The organism is [Mycobacterium] manitobense, from assembly GCF_025821665.1.
Classification (GTDB): domain Bacteria; phylum Actinomycetota; class Actinomycetes; order Mycobacteriales; family Mycobacteriaceae; genus Mycobacterium; species Mycobacterium arseniciresistens.
The window spans coordinates 161,899-183,505 of the sequence record NZ_JACKSJ010000062.1; the positions used below are offsets into that span (position 1 = coordinate 161,899).

The 21,607-nt window shown below is 69.6% G+C and carries 20 protein-coding genes; 8 read left to right on the forward strand and 12 right to left on the reverse strand.

Features of this window, described 5'->3' with window-relative positions; all coding sequences use genetic code 11:
- Nucleotides 1-20 precede the first annotated feature (20 nt).
- Genes H7I41_RS08200 through H7I41_RS08225 form a run of 6 tightly spaced genes read left to right on the forward strand, consistent with a single transcriptional unit; the run spans nt 21 to nt 7,362 of the window.
- Complete coding sequence (locus H7I41_RS08200; protein WP_264012255.1) at nt 21-833, forward strand: enoyl-CoA hydratase/isomerase family protein; 813 nt, start codon at nt 21-23, stop codon at nt 831-833.
- Nucleotides 830-1,624 (forward strand): enoyl-CoA hydratase/isomerase family protein, encoded by a 795-nt coding sequence (locus H7I41_RS08205; protein ID WP_264012077.1) that lies wholly within the window; start codon nt 830-832, stop codon nt 1,622-1,624. Before H7I41_RS08200 ends, H7I41_RS08205 begins: the two co-directional genes overlap by 4 nt.
- Nucleotides 1,625-3,124 (forward strand): class I adenylate-forming enzyme family protein, encoded by a 1,500-nt coding sequence (locus tag H7I41_RS08210; RefSeq protein WP_264012078.1) that lies wholly within the window; start codon nt 1,625-1,627, stop codon nt 3,122-3,124.
- Complete coding sequence (locus tag H7I41_RS08215; RefSeq protein WP_264012079.1) at nt 3,114-4,679, forward strand: class I adenylate-forming enzyme family protein; 1,566 nt, start codon at nt 3,114-3,116, stop codon at nt 4,677-4,679. The genes H7I41_RS08210 and H7I41_RS08215 overlap by 11 nt, the downstream gene beginning before the upstream one ends.
- Nucleotides 4,676-6,238: a class I adenylate-forming enzyme family protein gene (locus H7I41_RS08220; protein ID WP_264012080.1), complete on the forward strand. Its 1,563-nt coding sequence runs from the start codon at nt 4,676-4,678 to the stop codon at nt 6,236-6,238. The genes H7I41_RS08215 and H7I41_RS08220 overlap by 4 nt, the downstream gene beginning before the upstream one ends.
- Nucleotides 6,235-7,362 carry an NDMA-dependent alcohol dehydrogenase gene (locus tag H7I41_RS08225; RefSeq protein WP_264012081.1) on the forward strand — a complete coding sequence of 376 codons (1,128 nt, stop codon included), beginning with the start codon at nt 6,235-6,237 and terminating at the stop codon, nt 7,360-7,362. The genes H7I41_RS08220 and H7I41_RS08225 overlap by 4 nt, the downstream gene beginning before the upstream one ends.
- A gap of 9 nt (nt 7,363-7,371) precedes the next feature.
- Here H7I41_RS08225 and H7I41_RS08230 read toward each other — a convergent pair whose 3' ends face one another.
- The 6 genes from H7I41_RS08230 to fabG form a co-directional block, all read right to left on the reverse strand.
- The gene (locus H7I41_RS08230; protein ID WP_264012082.1) at nt 7,372-7,770 is read right to left on the reverse strand and encodes a hypothetical protein; all 399 of its coding nucleotides are present in this window, start codon (nt 7,768-7,770) and stop codon (nt 7,372-7,374) included.
- 118 nt (nt 7,771-7,888) lie between these two features.
- A complete protein-coding gene (locus H7I41_RS08235; protein WP_264012083.1) occupies nt 7,889-9,073 on the reverse strand; it encodes a CaiB/BaiF CoA transferase family protein in 1,185 nt (394 codons plus the stop codon).
- 10 nt (nt 9,074-9,083) lie between these two features.
- Complete coding sequence (locus H7I41_RS08240) at nt 9,084-9,752, reverse strand: GntR family transcriptional regulator (protein WP_264012084.1); 669 nt, start codon at nt 9,750-9,752, stop codon at nt 9,084-9,086.
- Between the two features lie 3 nt (nt 9,753-9,755).
- Nucleotides 9,756-10,949, reverse strand: a complete 1,194-nt coding sequence (locus H7I41_RS08245; protein WP_264012085.1) for an acyl-CoA dehydrogenase family protein — start codon at nt 10,947-10,949, stop codon at nt 9,756-9,758.
- Complete coding sequence (locus H7I41_RS08250) at nt 10,946-12,160, reverse strand: acetyl-CoA C-acetyltransferase (protein ID WP_264012086.1); 1,215 nt, start codon at nt 12,158-12,160, stop codon at nt 10,946-10,948. The genes H7I41_RS08245 and H7I41_RS08250 overlap by 4 nt, the downstream gene beginning before the upstream one ends.
- Complete coding sequence (fabG, locus tag H7I41_RS08255) at nt 12,160-12,900, reverse strand: 3-oxoacyl-ACP reductase FabG (RefSeq protein WP_264012087.1); 741 nt, start codon at nt 12,898-12,900, stop codon at nt 12,160-12,162. The genes H7I41_RS08250 and fabG overlap by 1 nt, the downstream gene beginning before the upstream one ends.
- Before the next feature lie 96 nt (nt 12,901-12,996).
- On the opposite strand from fabG, the gene H7I41_RS08260 reads away from it, so the two are divergent.
- Both H7I41_RS08260 and H7I41_RS08265 read left to right on the forward strand, forming a co-directional pair.
- Nucleotides 12,997-14,172 carry an acyl-CoA dehydrogenase family protein gene (locus H7I41_RS08260; RefSeq protein WP_264012088.1) on the forward strand — a complete coding sequence of 392 codons (1,176 nt, stop codon included), beginning with the start codon at nt 12,997-12,999 and terminating at the stop codon, nt 14,170-14,172.
- A 43-nt stretch (nt 14,173-14,215) separates the two neighbouring features.
- Nucleotides 14,216-15,034, forward strand: coding sequence for a mycofactocin-coupled SDR family oxidoreductase (locus H7I41_RS08265; RefSeq protein ID WP_264012089.1), 819 nt, complete (start codon nt 14,216-14,218; stop codon nt 15,032-15,034).
- Here the strand turns inward: H7I41_RS08265 and H7I41_RS08270 are convergent.
- From H7I41_RS08270 to H7I41_RS08295, 6 genes are all read right to left on the reverse strand, one after another.
- Nucleotides 15,021-15,950 carry an alpha/beta hydrolase gene (locus H7I41_RS08270; protein WP_264012090.1) on the reverse strand — a complete coding sequence of 310 codons (930 nt, stop codon included), beginning with the start codon at nt 15,948-15,950 and terminating at the stop codon, nt 15,021-15,023. The two genes, H7I41_RS08265 and H7I41_RS08270, sit on opposite strands and share 14 nt — an antisense overlap.
- On the reverse strand, nt 15,947-16,585 hold the full coding sequence (locus H7I41_RS08275; protein ID WP_264012091.1) for a TetR/AcrR family transcriptional regulator: 639 nt from the start codon (nt 16,583-16,585) through the stop codon (nt 15,947-15,949). The genes H7I41_RS08270 and H7I41_RS08275 overlap by 4 nt, the downstream gene beginning before the upstream one ends.
- A complete protein-coding gene (locus H7I41_RS08280) occupies nt 16,582-17,931 on the reverse strand; it encodes a flavin-containing monooxygenase (RefSeq protein ID WP_264012092.1) in 1,350 nt (449 codons plus the stop codon). Before H7I41_RS08280 ends, H7I41_RS08275 begins: the two co-directional genes overlap by 4 nt.
- 49 nt (nt 17,932-17,980) lie before the next feature.
- Complete coding sequence (locus tag H7I41_RS08285; RefSeq protein WP_264012093.1) at nt 17,981-19,075, reverse strand: phosphotransferase family protein; 1,095 nt, start codon at nt 19,073-19,075, stop codon at nt 17,981-17,983.
- Nucleotides 19,072-19,899 (reverse strand): SDR family oxidoreductase, encoded by an 828-nt coding sequence (locus H7I41_RS08290; protein ID WP_264012094.1) that lies wholly within the window; start codon nt 19,897-19,899, stop codon nt 19,072-19,074. Before H7I41_RS08290 ends, H7I41_RS08285 begins: the two co-directional genes overlap by 4 nt.
- Before the next feature lie 89 nt (nt 19,900-19,988).
- On the reverse strand, nt 19,989-20,441 hold the full coding sequence (locus tag H7I41_RS08295; protein ID WP_264012095.1) for a MaoC family dehydratase: 453 nt from the start codon (nt 20,439-20,441) through the stop codon (nt 19,989-19,991).
- Between the last annotated feature and the right edge of the window lie 1,166 nt (nt 20,442-21,607).

Genomic DNA, 21,607 nt, shown 5'->3' on the forward strand with positions numbered 1-21,607 from the left:
TCACCCAGGAAGGGACACCCATGTCCGGCAGGTCCTACGACGACATCAGATACGAGGTCGACGGACACACGGCGACGATCACCCTCGACCGCCCCAAGGCCCTCAACGCGTTGAGCCCGCACATGATCGCCGAACTCCGCTCGGCATACCAGGAGGCGGAGAACGACGACGAGGTGTGGTTGCTCATCGTTACGGGCACCGGACGGGGTTTCTGCACCGGCGCCGACGTCACCGAGATCCCGGAGGACGGCCGGGTGATCTACGAGCGGCCCTATCTGTCCACCTACGACCAGTGGGAGGCGCCGCAGGAGGGCACGCCGCCGTTTCGCACCATGGCCAAACCAGTGCTCGCCGCCATCAACGGATTGTGTTGCGGCGCAGGGCTAGATTGGGTCACCACCGGCGACATCGTGATCGCCTCCGACCAGGCCACCTTCTTCGACCCCCACGTCAGCATCGGCCTGGTCGCCGGGCGCGAGATGGTGCGGCTGGCCCGGGTGCTGCCGCGGAACATCGCACTGCGCACCGCGCTGATGGGCAAGCACGAGCGGATGAGTGCCCAGCGGGCCTACGAACTCGGCATGATCAGCGAGGTCGTCGAGCACGACCGGCTACTCGAACGCGCCCACGAGATCGCCGACATCGTGAACTCCAACGCGCCGCTGGCGGTGCGCGGCACCAGGTTGGCGATCCACAAGACGCTCGATCTGCCGCTGCACGAGGCGGAGATCCTCGCCGAGACCTTCCGTGAACGCGTGGTGCGCACCGAGGACGCCGCCGAGGGGCCGAAGGCGTTCACGGAGAAGCGGAAACCGAATTGGCAGTGCCGATGACGGGGTCGCCGGACTTCGAGACGATCCTGCTCGACGTAGATGCGGGCGACCACGTCGCCACCATCACGCTGAACCGGCCGGAGCGGCTCAACGCCTTCGATCGCACGATGTGCGAGGAGATGGCGCGTGCCTGGCGGACGGTCAAGCTCGACGATTCGGTGCACGCGGTTGTGCTGCGCGCCGCAGGCGAGCGTGCGTTCTCCGCCGGCCTCGACGTCAAGAGCTCCTACGGCCAACCCGACAACGTGTGGAACCACGAGGATCCCGGCGAACTGCTCAGCCCCAAGTGGCAGAAGATGTGGAAGCCGGTGGTCTGCGCGGTGCAGGGAATGTGCACCGCAGGCGCGTTCTACTTCGTCAACGAGGCCGACGTGGTGATCTGCTCGACCGAGGCCACGTTCTTCGACTCGCACGTCACCGCTGGTCTGGTGTGCGCGCTCGAGCCGATCGGCCTGATGCGCAAGGTGGGCCTCGGCGAGACGCTTCGCATCGCGCTGATGGGCAACGACGAACGGGTTGGCGCGCAGACCGCCCTGCGGATCGGACTCGTGACCGAGGTGGTCGACACCGCCGACCTCTGGTCGCGCGCACACGACATCGCCGCCACCATCGCCGCCAAGCCGCCGTCGGCGACCCAGGGCACCGTCAAGGCAATCTGGGAATCACTCGACCGGCCCTACCGGGCGGCGATGGAGCAGGGCCTGATCTACACCCGCCTCGGAAATCCGCTCGGGACCGCCGAACTGGCCGCCCGCGGCACCGTACCCGCTCGTCCGCCCCGAGTGCGCTAGATGCCGCATCCGCTCAGCAGACGGATCGACGACGTTCTCGGCCTGCAGGCCGAGTCCGGCGCCGTGGAGTTCGACCGGCAGTGGGTCAGCCGGGGACACCTGCGCGTCCTCGCCCGCGACATCGGAACCCTCGTCACCGAACACACCGCGGAGCGCCCCGCACAGGTCGGGGTGCTGTTGCGCAACCGCCCCGCGCACGTCGCCGCGCTGCTCGGCGTCCTCATGTGCGAGGCGACCGTCGTGGTGATCAACCCGTCCCGCGGCGACGAACGCACCCGCTCCGACATCGCCGCGCTCGCCCTGCCCGTCGTCATCGGCGAACCCGCCGACCTGTCGGCACTGGTGGCGCCCTCGCCGCACACCACGCTCGTCAAGCTGACCGGCATGGATACCGCGCCGAGGGTCACCGCGGCGGAGAGGGCAGGCGCCTCCTGCGAAACCCGGCCAGGCGTCGCGGTGCGGATGCTCACCAGCGGCACCACCGGCCCGCCGAAGCGCGTCGACCTCGGCTACGACATGCTGGCGCACAGTGTGATCGGCGCGGACTTCGACACGGCGGATGCGCCCACCGCACCGCGCAGCGGCGTCGCGATCGTCAACTCCCCTCTGGTGCACATCGGCGGCGTCTTCCGGGTGTTGTCATGCATCGCCGAGGCCCGCCCGTTCGTGCTGCTCGAGCGCTTCGACCTGGACCGCTGGGCCGACGCCGTGCGGCGCCACCGGCCCAGGGCCGCCTCGCTGGTGCCCGCCGCGCTGCGCATGGTGCTGCACTCCGATCTGCACCGCGACGACCTCAGCAGCCTGCAGGTGGTCACCTCGGGCACCGCGCCGCTGTCGGCCGACGACGCCGACGCCTTCACCGCGCGATTCGGTGTCCCGGTGCTGACGTCCTATGCCGCCACCGAATTCGGTGGCGGCGTGGCCGGCTGGACCCTGGCCGACCACCGGCGATTCTGGGCCGCCAAGCGCGGCAGCGTCGGCCGCGCGAACCCGGGTGCGCAGCTGCGTGTCGTCGGCGACGACGGCACCCCGCTGCCGCCCGGCGATCCCGGGGTCCTCGAGGTCAGGCCGGCACAGCTCGGTCCCGAAGCCGGCTGGGTCCGCACCACCGACCTCGCCCGCATCGACGCCGACGGGTTCCTGTGGATACTCGGACGGGCCGATCAGGCGATCATCCGGGGCGGCTTCAAGATCATGCCCGACGACGTGCGGACCGCACTGGAGAGCCATCCCGACGTCGCAGGCGCGACCGTGGTCGGCAGGCCCGACGACCGGCTCGGCGAGACCCCGGTCGCGATGGTCGAGCTGCGCGATCCGCGCAGCACCGACGCCGCCGCACTCACGCGGTATCTGTCGGACAGGCTGGCGCGTTACGAGATTCCCACCGAGATCGCGGTGGTGGACTCGATCCCGCGCACGCCGTCGGGCAAGGCCGACCTCGCCGCCGTCCGCCGCTTCTTCGGCTCCCCCGCCGGCACCGGGCACGACGATGCCCGTTGACCCGCAGACGATCCCCGCGCTGCTGCGCCGACAGGCACGGCTGCGCGGGACACACCCGCTGCTGGTCTGTGACGACGACCGGCTGACGTACGCCGAGGCCGCTGACCGGTCGGCACGGCTGAGCCGCGGCCTCATCGCGCTCGGCGCCGGCAAGGGCACCCATGTCGGCGTGCTGTATCCGAACGGCCCCTCCTTCGTCGTCGCCGCGCTGGCCGCCGCCCGCATCGGCGCGACGGTGGTGCCGTTCTCCACCTTCGTCACGGCCCGCGAACTCGGTGACCAACTGCGTCACAGCGACGTCTCGATCCTGCTGTCAGCAACGGCGTACCGGTCGCACGACTACCGCGAACGGCTCGCCGCGGTGTTGACCGGCGAACCCGCAGGCCGGACAACCGAACTGTTCGACCCCGCGGTGCCCAACCTGCGGCACGTGGTCTTCGGCCTGCAGTCGCTGGACACGTCCGTCGATGCGGTGGACGACACGCTGCTCGCGGCGATGGAGGACGACGTCGACGGAAGCGATCCGCTGGCGATCGTGTACACCTCGGGGTCGACCGGCGCCCCCAAGGGCGCCGTGCACACCCATGCCGCGCTGCTCGGCCACCAGCACAACCTCAACGCGGTCCGCCGCTACACCGCCGACGACACGCTGTTCTGCAACTCGCCGTTCTTCTGGATCGGCGGCTTCGCCTTCGCCCTGCTGGCCACCATGGCCGCAGGCGCCACCCTGGTGTGCTCCAACGCCGAGGACGCCGGCGTCACCCTCGACCTGCTCGAACGCGAATCACCCACGCTGACCAACGGTTTCGCCGCCGGAATCGCCCACCTGGCGCGGCATCCGAGCTTCGCCGGCCGCAATCTGTCGGCGCTGCGCCGGGGCAACCTCTACCCGATCATGGCACCCGAGGTGCGGCCCGCCGACCCAGAACTGCGCCACAACATGCTCGGGATGACCGAGGCCGGCGGCGTGGTGCTGCTCAGCGACGACGACACCGACCAACCGGAACACCGCCGCGGTTCGTTCGGCAGGCCGGCGCCCGGATTCGACATCCAGGTGGTCGATCCCGGCACCGCCGCTGCCGTCGGGACCGGCGAACCCGGCGAGCTGTGGATCCGCGGGCCCTACCTGATGCAGCACTACCATCGCCGCAGCCGGGAGGACAGTTTCGAACCCGACGGCTGGTTCCGCACCGGCGACCTGGTGCGCACCGACGCCGACGGATTCGTCTACTACCTCGGCCGGCTCGGGTCGATGATCAAGACCGCGGGTGCCAACGTCGCTCCCGCCGAGGTCGAGCGGGCCATCGCCAGGGTCACCGGTGTGCCCGCGCACGTGATCGGCATCCCCGATGCCGACCGTGGCCAGCTCGTCGCCGCCGTGCTCACCCCCGACCCCGGTGTCGAGGTCGACGAGACCGGCCTCGCGCGCCGCCTGACCGCCGAACTCTCCAGCTACAAGATCCCGCGCCGGGTCGTGGTGCTGCCCCGCGGTGAGGTGCCGCTGCTGCCGAGCGGCAAGGTCGACGTCGGCGGCCTTGCGGAGTTCTTCCGATGACACGGACGACCGACCGCGTGCTGCGCGGCCACGCAACCGACCACCCCGACAGGCCTGCGGTGATCGACCCGACCAGCCGCCTCACCTACGCCGAACTCGATTCTGAGACAGCTGAACTCGCGGCGGAGCTGATTCTCGCCGGTGTCACCAAGGGCACCCGGGTCGGGCTGATCATGCCCAACAGTGCCCGGTGGGTCGTCGTCGCGACGGCACTCACCCGGGTGGGAGCTGTCCTCGTACCGTTGAGCACGCTGCTGAGCGCTACTGAACTCCTCGCCCAGCTGCGCACCGCAGCCGTTCGGTTCCTCCTCACGGTCGAAGAGTTCCGCGGCCATCGCTACCTGGACGGGCTGCGCGCGGCGGCCGGGCTGCCGGACGACGTCGGCGGGCCACTGCGATCACCGGAACTGCCCGCGCTGCGCAGGATCTGGATCATCGACCGGCTCCGCGACGCGGTCGGCGACGCAACGGGGCGCACGCAGAGCATGGTGGCGGCGATGGCCGATGCCGTCGAGCCGAGCGACCCGCTGGTGATCCTGTTCACCTCCGGCAGCAGCGGCGCGCCGAAGGCGGTGATCCACTCGCACGGCAACGCGCTTGCCGCCGCGCGCTCCGGGCTGACCGCCAGGTGCATCGGCGCCGACACCCGGCTCTACCTGCCGATGCCGTTCTTCTGGGTGGGCGGATTCGGCAGCGGCGTCATCTCGGCGCTGGTCGCCGGCGCCACCCTGGTGACCGAGCAGATCCCCCGCCCCGAAACGACGGTGGCGCTGTTGGAGCGCGAGCGCGTCACACTCTTTCGCGGTTGGCCCGAGCAGGCGGAGGCACTGGCGCGGGCGTCGGCGGCGGGACAGGCGGACCTCTCGGCGCTGCGGCCGGGCAGCCTGGAGGCGCTGCTGGCGCCGGAGCTTCGTGCCGAGCCGGGTGCCCGTGCCCGGCTGTTCGGCATGACCGAATCCTTCGGCCCCTACAGCGGATATCCGGCCGACACGGACATGCCCCGTCCGCAATGGGGCAGCTGCGGACGGCCGTTCGACGGGATGACGGTGCGCATCGCCGACCCGTCGACCGGTGCGGCGGTCCCGGACGGGACAACGGGCGTGATCCAGATCCGCGGGCCGCACATCATGCGGGGCATGTGCCGGCGCAGCCGCGAAGAGCTGTTCACCTCCGACGGCTGGTATTCCACCGGCGATCTCGGCCACCTCGACGACGCCGGCTTCCTCTTCTACCACGGTCGCGTCGACGACATGTTCAAGGTCAGCGGCGCCATCGTCTACCCCGCAGAGGTCGAACGGGCCCTGCGCGCCGTCGACGGCGTGCAGCTCGCGGTGGTCACCAACGTGCTCGACGACCGCGTCGGGGCCGCCGTGGTGTGCGACCCCGCAACGATGACCGTCGGGCGACTCACCGCGGCGGTCCGGAAGTCGTTGAGTGCGTTCAAGATGCCGACGGTGTGGGTGTTGCTGGACTCCGACGACGCGGTCCCGCGACTGGCCTCGGGCAAGGTCGACGTGCGCGGACTACGAACGCTCCTGGAAAGTGAGGCGGACACATGAGAACCAAGGGCGCACTGCTGTGGGACTTCCACCAGCCCTGGTCGGTCGAGGAGATCGACATCGGTGACCCCCGTGCGGGTGAGGTGAAGGTCCGGCTGGAGACCGCCGGCCTGTGCCACTCCGATCACCACCTCGTCACCGGCGACATCCCGGCGGCGGGCTTTCCGATCCTCGGCGGGCACGAAGGCGCCGGCGTGGTCATCGAAATCGGACCGGGGGTGCACGATCTCGACGTAGGCGACCACGTGGTGATGTCATTCATCCCGTCTTGCGGCACGTGTCCGCCGTGCCGGAGCGGACTGCGCAACCTGTGCGATCTCGGGGCCGGCCTGCTGTCGGGGGCCTCGGTGTCCGACGGCACCTTCCGCATCCAGGCGGGCGGGACGGACGTGACCGCGATGTCGCTGCTCGGCACCTTCGCGCCCTACGTCGTGGTGCACCGGAGCTCGGTGGTTCCCATCGATCCCGCGATACCGTTCGAGGTGGCCTGCCTGGTCGGCTGCGGCGTGACGACGGGCTACGGCTCGGCGGTCCACACCGCCGAGGTGCGGCCGGGCGAGGACGTGGCGATCGTCGGTGTCGGTGGTGTGGGAACGGCGGCGCTGCAGGCCACGGCCCTGTCGGGTGCACGCAGGATCTTCGCGGTGGACCCGGTGGAGTGGAAGCGGGACCAGGCGCGGCGCTTCGGCGCCACGCACACCTATCCGGACCTGGTGTCCGCGGCCACCGGCATCGCCGAGGCGACCGAAGGGGTGATGTGCCGCAAGGTGATCGTCACCGTCGGACGCGCCGAGGGCGCAGACGTCGGCTCGTGGCTCGCGCTCACGGCGAAGGCAGGCACCTGCGTGGTCACCGCGATGGGCAACGTGCTGGCGAACGACGTCACGATGAACGTCGCACTCCTCACCCTGCTGCAGAAGAGCCTGCGCGGCAGCATCTTCGGCGGGGCCAACCCGCAGCACGACATCCCGGAGGTGCTCGCCCTCTACCGCGCGGGCCGCCTGGACCTCGACGGGATGGTCACCCGCGAGTACGCGCTCGAACAGATCAACGAGGGCTACCGCGACATGCTCGAGGGCCGCAACATCCGCGGCGTCATCCGGTTCACCGATGCGGACTGGTGACGCGCAGCTTCAGGGAGCGGCGTGCGGCACCGGCCCGAGGACGCCCGGCGGGCACGGCGAGGGAAGGAACAGGCCGTAGCACCAGCCGGGCGGGATGGGCGGCGGCGGCTTGAATCCCATGCCGGGAGGCGGCCCGGGCGGATTCGGTCCGTCCCAGATGTTCTTCGCGACGTTGCCCTGTCCGCTGTAGACGAACCAGTACTCGTGGCAGATGCTCTCGTCCCAGCGCACCGGGTTGTACTTCTTGTTGCCGGTCTCCACCGGCGGGTCCCCCGGGCACCACTGGTGCGGGCCGCCGGGAGGCGTCTGCGCCTGCGCGACACCGGCGGACAGTCCGAGACCGGTGGCGGCAAGGGAGGCGGACATCAGTGCGCCGGCGATGAGCCGCTTCCGGTGATGAGTCGTCATGTCGCTTCTCTCTCGTCGTGCGCCGGCTACCGATCCCCACCGCTGATCTGAGAGTGTTGCACTGCCCGCGTGAGTCCGTCAGCGGTTTGCGAGACCCGCGCTCACCGGCGCAGAGCCGTCACACGATCTCTCGGCGCCGCAGGTCGGTGATGTCCGCAGCGCTGTAACCGATCTCGCCGAGTACCTCGTCGGTGTGCTCTCCGAGCAGCGGGGCCCGCCTGCGGATCGTGCCGGGCGTCGCGGACATCCGGAACGGTGTGTCGAGGATCGGCACGTCGCGCGCTGCGCCGGGGAACGGGATGTGCTGCAGGTAGCCCATCGCTTCGACGTGCGGGTCGTCGAGCACGTCCTGAGTCGAGTGCAGGGGCGCTGCGGGGAGTTTCGCGGATTCCAATAACGAAAGCACCTCGGCCTTCGTCTTGTCCGCGCACCACGCCGACATCAGGTCGTTGAGGACGTCGCCGTGTTTCCACCGCTTGTCGTCGTCGGCGAACCGCGGATCGTCGAACAGGTCCTCCCGGCCCATCAGCCGGCACCACCGCTTGAACATCGGCTGCCCGGCCACCTGCAGCAGCACCCAGCCGTCGTCGGCGGTCCGGTACAGGTCGCACGGCGCCACCGACGCCCCCTGGTTGCCCATCCGGGGCTTGTCGGTGCCCAGCAGTTCACGTTCGATCAGGAACGCGTTGGACAGCATCATGGCGGTCGGCAGCAGCGCGCCCTCCACGTGTTGGCCCTGCCCCGTGCGCTCGCGGTGGTACAGCGCCATCATCACGCCGATGGTCAGGGTCAGCGCCGTGCCGAAGTCGGCGTAGGGCACGACGGTCCGGATGGGCATGTCGGGCAGTCCCTGCCGGAACACCGCTCCCGACATCACCTGTCCGGCGCCGTCGAAACCGATGCGGTCGCTGTAGGGACCGCCCTCGCCGTAGGCGGTGGCGCTGGCCAGGATGATGTCGGGCCGGACGGCGCGCAGCGTCTCGTAGTCCAGCCCGTTGGCCCGCATGCCCGCCGCGGGCATGTTCGCGACCACGATGTCGGCGTCCGCCACCAGCGTGCGGGTGATCTGCGCGCCGGCGTCGGTGGTGGTGTCCAGCGTCAGCGAGCGTTTGTTGCGGTTGCACTGCAGGAAGGTGCCACCCTCACCGCTCTCGGTGACCGCCTGCACCCAACGGTCCTCACCGCCTTCGCGTTTCTCGATACGGATGACGTCGGCGCCCATGTCGGCCAGCAGTGCGCTGCACCACGGCGCGGCGATGAACCGGCCGAAGTCGAGCACCCGCACACCGTCGAGGACACCCATCACGCGCCCTTCACCGGACCACGCCGCGGGTGAGCAGGTGAGCGATCAGCGGCTCCGCGCCTGCCGCGAGATGTTCCGACATCACCTCGCGCGCCATCGATTCGTCGTGCGCCGCCAGCGCGGCCAACAGCCTGCGGTGGTGGTCGGTGGACTGGGCGGGCCAACCGGCGATCGTCGGGAACACCGACTCCGGTGCGTATCTGGTGATCAGCGACATCAGCTGCGCCAGCTTAGGCGAGTCCGCGGCGACATTGATGGCCCGGTGGAAATCGTGGTTCAGCCGCGTCGCGGCCTCGTCGTCGTCGCGGGCGTAGGCGGCCTCCAGCGCCTCCTGGATGGCGGCCAGCTCGCGGACCTGTTCGTCGGTGACGGCGCCGGCCGCCCGCGCGGCGAGTTCACCTCCGACGTGGGCCTGCAGGTTGGCCACGTCGGCGATGTCGCGGCTGGTGACCGGCAGCACCACGAACCCCCGGCGCGGCTGCTGGTCGAGCAGGCCCTCGGCGCGCAGCGCGAACAGTGCCTCGCGGACCGGAGTGACACTGATGCCGAGTTCGACGGCGAGCTGGTCGAGCCGGATGTACTCCCCCGCCGGGTAACTGCCGTCGAAGATCCGCCTGCGCACCAGCCGGGCGACATCCTCCGAGAGTTGAGGCCGCGCAGCGAAATCCGGGACGGTCATCGGTCAGACCCGGTAATCGGCCAGCAGGCGCTTGCTGATGATGTTCTTCTGGATCTCGCTGGTGCCCTCGCCGATGAGCAGGAACGGCGCATCGCGCATCAGCCGTTCGATCTCGTACTCCTTGGAGTAGCCGTAGCCGCCGTGGATCCGGAAACTCTGCTGGGTGACCTCCGAGCACACCTCGCTGGCGAAGTACTTGGCCATCCCCGCCGCGACGTCGTTGCGCTCGCCGGAGTCCTTGAGCCGGGCGGCGTTGACCATCATCAGATGCGCGGCTTCCACCTTCGTGGCCATCTCGGCGAGCTGGAAGGCGATCGCCTGGTGCTCGGCGATCGGCTTGCCGAACGTCTGGCGCTGCTGTGCGTACCGGACGGCCAGCTCGAAGGCCCGCACACCCACACCGCACGCCCTGGCCGACACGTTCACCCGGCCGACCTCGACGCCGTCCATCATCTGGAAGAAACCCTGCCCGGGCGCCTCCCCCAGCACGGTGTCCGCGGCAGCCTGGTAGCCGTCGAAGATCATCTCGGTGGTGTCGATTCCCTTGTACCCGAGCTTGTCGAGCTTGCCGGGGATCAGCAGCCCCGGTGCGACCTCGCCGAAGCCGGCCGGCTTCTCGACCAGGAACGCGGTCAGGTTGCGGTGCGGCTTGTCGGCGCCCTCGTCGGTGCGCACCAGGGCGGCCACCAGGGTCGAGCTCCCGCCGTTGGTGAGCCACATCTTCTGCCCGTCGATCGTGTATCCGCCGTCGCCGTTGCGCCGGGCACGGGTGCGGATGGCGGCGACGTCGGAGCCGAGTTCGGGCTCGGACATCGAGAACGCGCCGCGCGTCTCGCCGGTGGCCATCCGCGGCAGGAAGTGCCGCTTCTGGTCGTCGGTGCCGTGCTGGCGGATCATGTACGCCACGATGAAGTGGGTGTTGATCACCCCCGACACGCTCATCCACCCGCGCGCCAGCTCCTCCACGCACAACGCGTAGGTGAGCAGCGACTCGCCAAGGCCGCCGTACTCCTCCGGGATCATCAGCCCGAACAGACCCATCTCCCGCATGGCGTCGACGATCGCCTGCGGGTAGGTGTCGGCGTGTTCGAGTTCCTGTGCGGTCGGGATCACCTCTTTGTCCACGAATTGCCGCACGGTGGCGAGGATCTCGGTCTGGAACTCGCTGAGCCCCAGCGTCTGCGCGAGTCTGGTCATGCGCCCACCCTCTCGAACACGGCCGCGAGCCCCTGGCCGCCGCCGATACACATGGTCTCCAGGCCGTAGCGCCCGCCCCGGCGGTGCAGTTCGCGCGCCAGTGTCGCCAGCATCCGTCCCCCGGTCGCTCCCACCGGGTGGCCGAGCGAGATCCCCGAGCCGTGCACGTTCGTGCGCTCCAGATCGGCGGATGAGAATCCCCACTCGCGGGTGCAGGCCAGCGCCTGCGCAGCGAACGCCTCGTTCAGTTCGACGAGATCCATGTCGGCGAGGCCGAGTCCGGCCCTGGCCAGTGCGGCCTCGGTGGCGGGAACCGGGCCGATGCCCATCTCCTCGGGCGGCACGCCGGCGACGGCCCAGGACACCATCCGGACCAGCGGCGTGAGCCCGAGGTCGGCCGCCCGCTCCGCCGTGGTCACCAGGCACATCGCCGCGGCGTCGTTCTGCCCGCTCGAATTCCCGGCCGTCACAGTGGCTTCCGGGTCGGTCCTGCCGAGCACGGGCTTGAGTTTCGACAGCGACTCCATCGAGGTGTCGGCGCGCGGGTGCTCGTCGGTGTCGACCACCTCCGTCCCACTGCGCGTCGACACCGTGACCGGGACGATCGTCTCGGCCAGCAGCCCGTCGGTCTGCGCCCCGACGGCACGCCGGTGCGACAACACGGCCAGTTCGTCCTGCTCCTCGCGCGGTATCGAGTACCGGCGGCGCAGGTTCTCGGCGGTCTCCAGCATGCCGCCGGGCACGGGATGGTTCCTGCCGCCTGCGGTCGTCCTGCCGCGCGCGAGCGCATCGTGGACCGTGATGCCGCCGCGGGCGCCACCCCATCGCATGTCGGTGGAGTGGAACACCACGTTGCTCATGGACTCGGCGCCACCGGCGACGACGAGATCGTTGTGGCCGCCCGCCACCTGCATGCACGCCTGGATCACCGCCTGCAAACCGGATCCGCAGCGGCGGTCGATCTGCATACCGGGCACCGACACCGGCAGTCCCGCGTCCAGCGCGATCACCCGCCCGATCGCCGGGGCCTCCATGCTCGGATAGCAGTGCCCCACGATCACGTCCTCGACCGCGTCGGGAGCCACACCGGTCCGCTGGAGCAGTCCCTGAAGTGCGGCGACGCCGAGGTCGACCGCGGTGAGCGACGTCAGCGATCCGTGATAGCGCCCGATCGGCGTGCGCACGGGTTCGCAGATGACCGCCTCACGCATCACAGATGCCGTCCCCCGGTGACCTCGAGGACCGTGCCCGTCATGTACGAGGACAGGTCAGAGGCAAGGAAGAGGGCCACCTTGGCGACCTCCTCGGGCTCGCCGGCCCGGCCCATCGGGACCTCGGCCACCTTGGAATCCCAGATGCGTTGCGGCATCGCCTCGGTCATCGCCGACCGGATCAGTCCCGGCTGGATCGCGTTGACCCGCACTCCGAGATGGGCGAGCTCCTTGGAGGCGGCCTTGGTCATCCCGACGATGCCCGCTTTGGCTGCCGAGTAGTTGGTCTGCCCGACCATGCCGACCTTGCCCGAGATCGACGACATGTTGACGATGGCGCCGCGCTTGTTCTCGCGCATCACCGCGGCGGCTGCCCGCAGGCCGTTCCAGGTGCCCTTCAGGTGGACGGCGATCACCTGGTCGAACTGGTCCTCGGTCATCTTGCGCAGGGTCGCGTCGCGGGTGATGCCGGCGTTGTTCACCATGATGTCGAACCGGCCGAACCGCTCGGTCGCCGCGGCGACCAGGGCGTCGACGTCGGCGCCCGAGGTCACGTCGCACCGCACTGCGACCGCCGTGTCGTCCCCTCCCAGCCGCTCGGCGGCGGCCTGCGTGGCCTCCAGGTTCAGGTCGCCGAGTACGACGCGTGCCCCTTCGGCGACGAACCGCTCGGCGATGGCCAGGCCGAGACCCTGCGCACCGCCGGTGACGACCGCCGTCTGACCACTGAGCAACGACACTGCCTACCCCTCTCCTCGACCCCGGACCGCCCGGTTCGGGTGATCATATTTCATATACGATGCACGAGAACCCTGGCCCGCGGAAGGAGAATCTCCATGAGTGAAGTCGGCGACGAAGATTTCCGCGAGATCCTCGACCAGACCCGGCACTTCGTGCGCACCGCCGTGGTGCCGCGCGAGCAGGAGATCCTGGCCGCCGACCGCGTCCCCGACGACCTGCGTGAGCAGGCCAAGAAGATGGGTCTGTTCGGCTACGCGATCCCCCAGGAGTGGGGCGGCCTCGGCCTCGACCTGGCCCAGGACGTGGAACTGGCGATGGAGTTCGGCTACACCTCGCTGGCGCTGCGGTCGATGTTCGGCACCAACAACGGCATCGCCGGACAGGTGCTCGTGGGCTTCGGCACCGATGAACAGAAAACCCGCTGGCTCGAGGACATCGCGTCCGGCGCCGTGGTCGCGTCGTTCGCGCTCACCGAACCCGGCGCCGGTTCGAACCCCGCGGGGCTGCGCACCAAGGCGGTTCGCGACGGCTCGCAAGACGACGACGACTGGGTGATCACCGGGAGCAAGCAGTACATCACCAACGCCCCGACGGCCGACCTCTTCGTCACCTTCGCGCGGACCCGGCCGGCGGATTCCGACGGGCCGGGCATCGCGGTGTTCCTGGTTCCCGCCGACGCCGACGGCGTCACGGTCGGCGCCAAGGACGCGAAGATGGGCCAGGAGGGCGCCTGGACCGCGGACGTCAACTTCGACGACGTCCGGGTCGAAGCCTCGGCGCTGATCGGCGGCGCCGAGGACATCGGCTATCGCGCCGCGATGACGTCACTCGCCCGAGGACGGATCCACATCGCCGCGCTGTCGGTCGGGGCGGCCCAGCGTGCGCTGGACGAGTCGGTCGCCTACGCCGCCAACGCCACCCAGGGCGGTACGCCGATCGGCAGCTTCCAGCTCGTCCAGGCGATGCTCGCCGACATGCAGGCGGGCGTGATGGCAGGCCGTGCGCTGGTGCGCGACGCGGCCAGGATGTGGGTCACCGGTGAGGACCGCCGGATCGCCCCGTCCACCGCGAAACTGTTCTGCACCGAGATGGTCGGCAAGGTCGCCGACCTGGCGGTGCAGGTCCACGGCGGCAGCGGCTACATGCGCGACGTGCCCGTCGAGCGGATCTACCGCGATGTCCGGCTGCTGCGCCTCTACGAGGGCACCAGCGAGATCCAGCGGTTGATCATCGGCGGCGGGCTGGTACGGGCGGCACAGCGCCGAAGCTGAGCCACCTCGACACACATGACCGAGACGACATAGGAGTACGGATTTGAGCGAGAGACTCAGTGGCAGAGTGGCGTTCGTGACCGGGGCCGCGCGCGGACAGGGGCGGGCCCACGCCGTCCGGCTGGCCTCCGAGGGTGCCGACATCATCGCGGTGGACGTCGCGGGCAAGTTGCCGTCGTGCGTCCCCTACGATTCCGCCACTCCGGAGGACCTCGCCGAGACCGTCGAGCTGGTGGAGGCGACCGGACGCCGGATCCTGTCCACGGTGGTCGACACCCGCGACCACGACGGACTCCGCGAGGCGGTCGACGCGGGGGTCGCCGAGCTGGGCCGGCTCGACGTCGTCGTCGCCAACGCCGGGATCACCGCACCGCAGGCGTGGAACACCATCACGCCCGAGGACTTCCGCGACGTGACCGACGTCAACATCACCGGCACCTGGAACACGGTGATGGCAGCCGCACAGCACCTCATCGACGGTGGCCGCGGCGGGTCGGTGATCCTGATCAGTTCGGCCGCAGGGTTGAAGATGCAGCCGTTCATGGTGCACTACACGGCCAGCAAGCACGCCGTCACGGGCATGGCGCGGGCGTTCGCCGCCGAACTGGGCAAGCACCGGATCCGGGTCAACAGTGTGCATCCCGGAGCGGTCAACACGCCGATGGGCACCGGCGACATGGTGGAAGGACTGGTTCGCGCCGACGCGACGAACCCGGGTCTGATGAACATGGTCACCCCGTTCATCCCCGACATCGCCCAGCCCGAGGACATCGCCGACGCGGTGGCCTGGCTGGCCAGCGACGAGTCACGCTTCGTGACCGCGGCCGCGATCGCCGTCGACTGCGGCTCTACCCAGTTCTGACCGGCGGGGCCTGCTGCGCGAGCGCGCGCCGCAGGAAGCCGACCTGGTGTCCGGCGGCGGTCATGAACCAGTCGTGCCCCGGCCACACGTCGAAGTGGTCGCACGGGTAGTGGTGCACCTGCGCGCGGGCCTGCACGGCAGTGCGCGCGACCGAGTCCGCAGGCACGAACCGGTCGAAGTCGGCGATCTGCACCAGGACGTGGGCGCGAATCTGCTTGGCGGCCTTCGCAGTACGGATCTTGGCCAGCTCGAAGCCAATTCCGGCGTCGATCTCGTTGCGCCACGTCGGTCCGGCGATGCGGCGGTAACTCTCGTAGGCGCCGTCGAGGGCGAGCGCACCCGACTCCCCCGGCGGCGCCGCCAACGGCATCAGAGACGGACGCCGCCCCCGCGCCACCTGCACGCGGCTCTTCACGCCCACCAGGGTCCACCGCAGCGCGGCGAGGAGGTCTCGGTGCGCCACCGCCGCACGGCTCGCGGCCAGTCCACTGGTCAATGGGGTCATGGCGATCACCGCGGCGACCTCCTGGCATTCGGCGGCCACCCGCAGCACGTGACTGCCCGAGAACGACGAGCCCCAAAGCACGACGCGACGACGGTCCACGCCGGGTAGGCGCTGCGCGGTCGCCAATGCGGCGCGGTAGTCCGCCAGCTGCCGGGCGACGGAGACGCTCTGGCGCGGTTCACCTTCCGAGGAGCCGAAGCCGCGGTAGTCGAACGCCAGAACATCGAGGCCTGCGGCGCTGAACTGCTCGGCGAACGGCGCCAGTCCCGAATCCTTGGTACCGCCGAATCCGTGCGCCACCACCACCACCGGACGCCCGCCCGGTGAGTCGAAGTCCGCAGTCCGCGCCGGGAAATGCCAGGCGCTGCACGTGACGCCGTCCGATTCGAAGGAGATCTCGTTGCGGGTCATGCCAGCTCCTGCGATCGGTCCAGCGTCGTGTTGATTCCGTAGATCGTGCCCAGCCAGACCGCGGCGGCGCCGTCCAGCAGCTGCTGCGGGGTCAGCGTCCCGCCCAGGGTCAGCCGTTCCAGCAGACGGTCGTTGAATTCCAGCAGCACCGTCGCCAGCACCTCCGCATCGGCACCCTCGGGTGCGACGCCCGCAGCGCGGTCGGCACGGATCATCGCCGCGATCGAGTCGACGAAAGCCTCACGCGCGCGGTCCCAGATCTCGCGCACCGACGCGCTGGACCCCCGCGCTTCCAGCATCGCCTGGAACAGGTGCCGGTGGCGCTCCCAGGTGCCGAAGAGCCCGTCGAGCATCGCCCGCACACGGGCCGGGGGCGGCTGAGGCGTCGCGGTGAACGCATCGTTGACGACGAAGGTCTCGTCGACGATCCGCTCCATCAGCGCCGCGACCGCCGCCGCCTTGTTCTCGAAATAGAAGTAGAACGCCGAGCGCGTCACTCCGGCCTGCTGCGCGATGTGTGCGATGTTGACGTCGTCGAGGCTGGTCTCGCGCAACCACTGGTCGAGTGCGGACAGGATCGCCTCGCGGCGCACATCGCTGCGGTTCGGCGGTCGGCGGTCGGTCGCCGATCTCACGACGCCGCCTGCACCAGTGGCGATGTGGCGGCGGCTCTCCTGGCGCCCGCGGGAAGCTCGCGGGTCCGGATGTCGTGCTCGTAGTAGAAGTAGTCGACCTGCTGCGTGTGCCGTGGCCGATCCGTGCAGTGCCCGACGTAACGCTGCTGGTCGGCGTCGATCACCCGGTCCATCTCCCCGGCCGGCGGCAGCGCGTAGCGCCCGATCGCGTAGGCGGCCAGCAGGCGGGACTGGCACTCGACGAACGGGAAGAGCGTCGGGACGGCCTGGGCGAATCCGATGAACGCCAGATCGGCGATGCCGGGCATGAACATCCGCTTGTAGAGCCGAATGGTGTTGTCGGGTGCGCTGATGAAGTCCGGATCGAAGAACGGGAACGTGATGTTGTAGCCGGTGGCATAGACGATCACGTCGAACTCGTCGCTTGTGCCGTCCTCGAAGTGCACCGCCGCGCCGTCCAGCCTCGCGACATTCGGCTTGGGGATCACGTCACCCGATCCGAGTCGCAGTGGCAGCTCGACCGATTGCGTCGGATGCGCCTCGAACAGTTTGTGATTCGCCGGCGGCAGGCCGTACCGGATCGGGTCGGTGCCCATCGCCGGCGCCACCATCTGCAGCGCCTTGCGCTGCCACGAAAGCGGGAGGTACGGGGTGGTGCGCCACATGGTGTCCCCGGGCCGGCCCGCGATGTACTTCGGCACGATCCAGGCGCTCGACCGGGTGGAGAGCGTGACCCGGTTCTGCAGCGCCTTGGACGACAGTTCGACGGTGATGTCGGCGGCGCTGTTGCCCAGACCGACCACGAGAATCCGCTTCCCGGTGAGCGCGAGCGGCGCCGTCGGGTCGACGTAATGGTGCGAGTGGATCGACTGACCGGTGAAGGTGCCCGGGAATTCCGGGAACCGGGGGTCCCAGTGGTGGCCGTTGGCCACCACCAGCAGGTCGAACCGGCGCCGCTCCCCACCCTGGTCGAGGATCTCCCAGCCGCCCCCGTCGAGGCGATCCGCGCGGACCACGCCGTTGCCGAACTCGATGTGGTCGAGCAGTCCGAACGTGTCGGCGTAGGCGTCCAGATACTCCTTCACATCCGAATGGTGCGGAAAGGTCGGGAAGTGTTCCGGCATCGGGAAGTCCTTGAACGACAGGCGTTGTCTGGACGTGTCGATGTGCAGCGAACGGTAGGCGCTGCTGTGGCCGTTGGGATTGCCGAACGCCCAGTTGCCGCCGATGCGGTCCGAGCTCTCGAACGTGGTGTACGGCACCCCGTAGTCGTTGAGCATCTTGCCTGCCGTGAGGCCACTGATGCCCGCACCGATGACTGCGACCCGCGGATGCTGCGTGGCCATGCCCACCTCCTGCTGTGAACCAGGACACTAACAGCGCTTTTGACACACGTCAATGAACGTTGACGTGTGTCAGATACTGCGCGACCGCCCGCTCCGCGGAGTCGACCTCGGCGACGAGTTCGAGCGTCCGCAGGTCGCGGACGGCCACGCAGGCGCGGTGCAGCATCGCGAGCAACGGGTCCGCCGCATGCCCGCCGGATGTCGCCACGGTGAGCGCCGACACGCAGCTCAGCACGGCCTGCAACATGGCGTAACGATAGTCGTGCCAGCAGGTTTCGAGGTCGTATCCGGTCACTCCGCGTTCGACCAGTGCGGAGTGGTAGGCCGTCACGAGATCATGGTCTCCCGTCGACCTGAGCTCGGGCTCCATGCCGGTTCCGGCCAGGCAGGCGACATCTCGGGCCGGTAGTCCGACCGTGAGTGTCTGCCAGCCGGTCACCCGGACCGCCACACCGTCGGGGGCGAACAGCAGATGCTCGAGGCGGAAGTCGCCGTGCAGCAGGCTGTATCGGCCCTGTGCGGCAGACACCCACGAGCTGACCGCGGCCATGGCCTCGGCAAGGGTCGCGGTGTCCTCGACGGTGAGCCGCCCACCGAACCGCTCGACGATCCGCTCCCCGCCTGCGCGGGCGGCGTCGCCGAGCGCCCTGGCCGCGGCACTGTCCGGCAGCGGTGCGGCGAGGCCGGGAAACCGCAACCACTCGGGCGCACACCAGGTCGGCGCGTGCAGCCCGGCGATTGCCGAGGCGGCCACCCGTGCGCGCTCCTCGTCGCAGCCGTCGAGCGGGTCCACCACGACCACCGGCGCCGGATCGGCCAGCAGCAACACGGATTCACCAGTCTCGGCGTCGATCTCACAGAGCACGCACTCGGGCGCCGGCACCTCCACCCGACCGCGGACCGATGCGTAGAACCCGCACTCGCTGCGGTGTCCGAAGCCCCCGGGTGTCTCGAGGGTGAAACTGCGAGGCAGGTCCGGCTGCGCAGCCGCATACGTCGGTGTCAGCCGGAACGCTCCGCCGTCACCTGACCCGATCGGCGTCACCTCGACGGCGTCCACACCGACGTCGCGACCACCTGCGCTGAGCACCGCCCCCAGCCAGGCACCGGTGATCTCGGGCGGACGCGGAGTCGGCAGGCTCACGTCGCGGTCTCCGGTGCCGCCGCGGCGCGCTGACGAGCGACGAAGCGGATCGCCATCCGCTGCATGAGCCCCGGTGCGAACCGGGCGAACATCCAGCCCGCGTACGCCTGGCGGGGCGTGACCAGCAGCGCGCGGTTGCGCCGCACGGCGCGCAGGGTATCGCGTGCCAGTTTGTCGGGGTCGTGGAAGTGCTTGCTGCCCTGGCCCCGTCGATAGAATTCGCGGCCGTCGAAGGGGCCCACCGCGCCCTTGTCCAGGATGGGCGTCTCGACTGCCGTCGGGCACACGGCGAGCACCCCCACCCCGTGCGCGGCCGCCTCGCTGCGCAGCGCCAGAGACAGCCCGACCACCGCGTGCTTGGTCATCACGTAGCTCGTGATCTGGCCGGCTGCAGCCAGTCCGGCCATCGACGCGGTGTTGAAGATGTGGCCGCCGCCCCGGCGGATCATCTGCGGGTAGGCCGCCGCGACGCCGTGCACGACTCCCCGGATGTTGACGTCGATGATCGCGTTCCAGTGGTCCAGGGTCAGCAGCTCCGTGTCGCCGGCCCACGTGATGCCCGCGTTGTTGAACATCAGGTCGAGCCGGCCGGCACGTGCGACGACGCCGTCGACCGCGGCTTGCACGGCGGCGGCGTCGGTGACGTCGAGACGCGCCGATCGCGCCGCAGCGCCCAGTCTGGCGGCCGTGCCCGCCGCGGCGACCTCGTCGATGTCGGTGCACAGCACCTCGGCTCCCGCCGCCACGAGTGCGCGGCACAGCGCCGCCCCGATACCCGATCCGGCACCGGTGACGATGGCCTGCCTGCCTGAGAAGTCGGACACCCTGCCTCCAGTCCAGCCACCTGCGAACTGCCGTGACGATACGTCGACTGTAAGCAATACGGTAGGGACTCGGGCAGGCCCCGTGGGGGTCAGCCGATGAAGCGGACGATCGACTCCGCGACCGCGGCCGGCTTGTCCGACCCGTCGACCTCCACGGTCACGGTCATGGTCGCCTGCACGGCGCCGTCGAGCTGCTTGACCTCGGCGATCTCAGCGCGCGCCCGCAGTTTCGCACCGACCGGCACGGGCGTGATGAACCGAACCTTGTTGTAGCCGTAGTTGATGGCCATCGCCACGTTCTCGACGCGGTAGAGCTGATGGGTGAAGTGCGGAAGCAGCGAGAGGGTCAGCAGACCGTGCGCGATGGTGCCGCCGAACGGACCCTCCGCCGCACGCGCCGGGTCGATGTGGATCCACTGATGGTCGTCGGTCGCGTCGGCGAACAGGTTGACGCGGTCCTGGCTGACCTCCAGCCATTCGGTCGGACCGAGCTGAACGCCCTCCGCGGCGACGAGCTCGTCGAGACCGGCGAACACCTTCATGACTTCTCCTCTCGACGCCGTCCTCGCGGCGGCGGCACTCAGCCACAAGATAACCGCTCGAGGGCCGCGTGGATCCACCCGGCACGGCGGATCCGCAGTACCGTGCACCACGGCACGTTCACCGTTCGCGGTCACGAACGGGCCAGAAGGCCCGTGAGCCGCCGGCCGACGTCCGCCCCGCCCGCCCCTCGAGTCGTGTGCTGCCGCGTCTGCCAGCGTCGTACTCGAACAGTCGCGGCGTCAGCCGGCTCACTGCCCGACGGATCGACCGCTTGTCGTTTTCGAACATCGATCGACGATTTACGGCCGCGCCATTTTTTTCATTGCGTCAATTGTCAATTCCGCCCCGCAGCGACCCGATGTGTGGTTTGACGCAGCAGACAATTGGACGGCTGTAACAGTTATTGGTCCGGTGTGAGCAACGACACTGCGATTGGTGCCCCCACCGGGCGCGTGATCTGCGCTTTCACTACGGTGGCGAACGATATTGCCGTCGCTGCGACGGCAAAACACGAAGCCTGTCAACGTACCGGGCCGGCCCCGTTTCCTGCACGCCGGCGTTTCTGATCATGAATGGTCGACCGCCGGAAGGCGGCAGCCGTCACCGCACCGGACGACGACCACGGCGAGCGGCGCGTGTATCGGCGCGTGCGCCGGAAGGCATGGCCGGTGCGGCCGGCTCCGCGGCCGCACCGCATCGTTCTACGCCGGACCACACCGGCGAAACCGGCGCGGTGGCCTGGAATTTCCCTGCAGCGACGGGATCGGCCCCGTTTTCTGTGAACCGCGTGAACGTTCAAGGATCGACGACCGGCGGGCAAACACCGCGACGCCGGCCGTCCTGCCGGTCCGGCGGCCGGCGAGACGAGCGAGCCGGGTCATCCCGTGGTGCCGCTCACCTGGGCGCCCGGCGTCCGACCTGCGGCCGGGGAGGCCATCGGGGGTGACGGAATGCGGGCGGCCGCCGTTCCCGACGAATCCCGCCGGACGCGCGGGGACGCTCTACGCCACTGTCCAATGGCGAGGAAATCGACTTCCCGGCTCACCTCTGCGGCAAACACGAAAAATTGCGATGCGGCCTCTCGCGACGGCCTTTCGGTCCGCCGAAACTATTGCAAAGTTCGCCAGCGCACGACGATGACGCAATACGACCAGCGGTGACCATG